We start from the raw sequence: 2,695 nt of genomic DNA on the forward strand, positions 1-2,695 counted from the left end.
TTGACTTGCCTGGATTATATGATGTGCCAATCCTTGTTGATCCGTACTGGCCATAATAAAAATAGTCGTCTTCCTTGGCTACATCAAGAAAAAGCTCTGATATCTTTTTATTACCTGTTACTCTGCCTATATTTACAGTAAAATACTTATCCCTATTTTCTAGGTGACTTCTTATGTCATCTCTTATTCTTATATTGTCCCTATAGGTGTCTTGGAGTTTTTCTATATCTCCTAAGAGCTCTGCCATGTCATCGATGGCTTCTTTTAGGGCTTCTAGTTTGTTCTTTGAGCCTTTGACCCTTCCTTCTTTGATGGCTTTTTGGGCCATTTCTAGGACATCTTTGTGCCTTTTAGTATCTATGTCTATGATTTTTCTTTCATTTTCTACCGAGGCTTCTACTTTTTTTGCTGGTAGGCCTAGACAAAGAAGCATAGCTAGGGCAAGGCTTAGTCGTTTTATCTTTCTCATTTTTTCTCCATAATAAAATAACTAGCAAGACTAGATACAAATCTTGCTAGATTTTTATATCTTGCTAGTTATATTTTTTATAAAATAGCTTCTGCCGCCTTGATTAAGGCTTCTGACTCCTTGATTAGGTTTAGTAATTGTCCCTTGATGCTGGCTACCTTTTTAGGTGCTGTTTCAAGTAATAGTCTAGCAGCGCTTATTCTAATTTTATTTCTTTCTACTGCTTCTCTTAGCTTGATATTTTGTATAGACTTATCTGCTTCGTTTTTTAGGGCTAATTTTGCATTTTGAATCTTGCTTGTTGCTATGTTTAGCTCTTCGTAGGTTGCAGCGTCACCTTTTTCTAGGACAGCTCTTCCATCAGCTACCGCTTGCTGGTAAACTGCTCTTGCGTTGTCTGATACATAGGACGCATAAGCTTCAGTGCTTTGAACATTTACGCTGTCTGTTACAGCAAGGAGCAGGTTTTGCTTTTGAATATCATATTTTATATCAGTATTTTGACTTTCTGCAGCATAAACTTCTCTAACATTTGCTTGGCCTAGGCCTAAAAATGCCAGGTTTGCTGCTAGGAGTGAAAGTGCTATTTTTTTTAATATTTTCATACTATCCCTTTATTCCCTTAAGCTCGTTTATTAGTTTGTCAGCCATTTTTATTAACTCTTCTGATTCATTTATCAATTTTAATAGTTCGCCCTTTACGTCTTTTACTTTTTCTGGAGCTATTTCTAGTAAAAGTCTAGCAGCAGCTGTAGATGTTTTGTTGTTTTCTTTAGCTTCTTCTAGTTTTTTGATTTGATCTTTTGTTTTTTCATCTTCTGATGTTTTTTCAACTAGGGCTTCTCTTGCTGACTTAAGTGTGTTTGTTAGTTCTTTGTATTCTTCAGCAGTTTTGATATTTGACTTATCTTCTACGCTTGTTTCTGCAAGTCTTAGGGCTGATAAGAAGGAATCAAAACTTTTCTTTGTATACTTATCTCTATCATTTCTAAGACTATTTGCTAAGCTAATCTCATCTTTTAGGACTTGCTTACTTGCAAGTGGAGCGTAAGTTTTTGTTATGGCTTCCTTAGCAGTTTTTAGATTTTTGACAATACCATCTACCTTGGCTTTTGATATACTTTCGCCATCTTTGTTGTAAAGATAAGTTCTATAGGCCTTGTCATAGGCGTCTAGGTAGGCGTCTTTTTCTTTTTTATTTGCTAATTTAAAGACAAAAGAGTTGATAAAGTCATCATTTGCTCCTACCAATTCTCCCAATTCTTTAGTTGAGGTTTTGCTACCATTTAGGGCATCAATAGCTGCCTTAAGGTTTGTTGTAGCTGTGATTAGGTTAAGTCTAGCCTCATCTGTACCCTTATACTTATCTACTTTTCCTTCGTAGACTTCAGCATCTTTTATAGCTGCATCTAAGCCTTTTTGGCTAAGGTAAGATCCATTTAAGTATTTATAGCTTGCTTTGGCGTCCCTAGCATCTTTTAAAGTTTTTTCAAATTGTGTATAGGTGTCGTGGTATTTGACATCTACCTCAACCTTATCTGCAGCATAAGTTGTCTCGAAGTTTGGACCTACAACAGCTGTTGCTAAGGCTAAGACTAAAAGAACTTTTTTAAAATTATTCTTTTTCATATTGCTTCCTTTCTTTCGTATTCCGAAATAAATTTGAGTTTATCTAAAAGAGAAATAAGGCTAGGTAAGATCATGAGAATATTATCTTGTTTTAAGTCTTCAAAATATCTGTAACTCAGATTGACTAGCCTTATCCTTTTTTTATCTACTCAATATTTTATAGGGAGTCGATTAGAGCTTCTGCTTGTTCTATCAGTTTTGTAGAATCTTCTACTAATTGCTCAAGTCTAGCTTTGCTTTCTTCAGTAAGAGAATCTGGAGCTTCTTCTAGAAGGATTTCTGCCGCTCTTGCTTGGACTCTGTTGTTAAAGATAGCATCTTCTAGTTTTTCCTTATCTGTTACACCGGGATCTGTTTCAGCTTCGCTAGCTTTTTCTTCTTCGCCTTCTGCATCTTCTGCTGTTTCTTCGTCAGCCTTTTCGCCTTCAGCTGAGCCAGTTTCTTCTGCGTCTTCTTCGCCTTCTTTTTTAGCTGTAGCTTCGTCAGTTGTTGGCTCTTCTACTTTTGTGTCTTCTGTATCTTTTGCATCATTATTTAGACTATCGCATCCTGTTAGTGTTGCAGCGATTAATAGGGCTGCTATGATTTTTTTGTTAG

4 protein-coding genes are annotated in these 2,695 nt (G+C 36.0%); all 4 read right to left on the reverse strand.

The annotated features are described in order from the left end of the window. Positions 1-469 (reverse strand): hypothetical protein (locus tag Q0410_RS08200; RefSeq protein WP_299035527.1); only part of this gene is annotated, 469 nt, incomplete at its 3' end. A gap of 77 nt (positions 470-546) precedes the next feature. After that, on the reverse strand, positions 547-1,074 hold the full coding sequence (locus Q0410_RS08205) for a hypothetical protein (RefSeq protein WP_299035530.1): 528 nt from the start codon (positions 1,072-1,074) through the stop codon (positions 547-549). Between the two features lies 1 nt (position 1,075). Further along, entirely contained in the window at positions 1,076-2,098 is a 1,023-nt protein-coding gene (locus tag Q0410_RS08210) for a hypothetical protein (protein ID WP_299035533.1), read from the reverse strand. Positions 2,099-2,255: 157 nt separating this feature from the next. Then, positions 2,256-2,695: hypothetical protein (locus tag Q0410_RS08215; RefSeq protein WP_299035537.1), on the reverse strand; the 440-nt coding region annotated here is incomplete at its 5' end.

The sequence above is a fragment of the uncultured Anaerococcus sp. genome, assembly GCF_937934665.1.
GTDB lineage: Bacteria > Bacillota > Clostridia > Tissierellales > Peptoniphilaceae > Anaerococcus.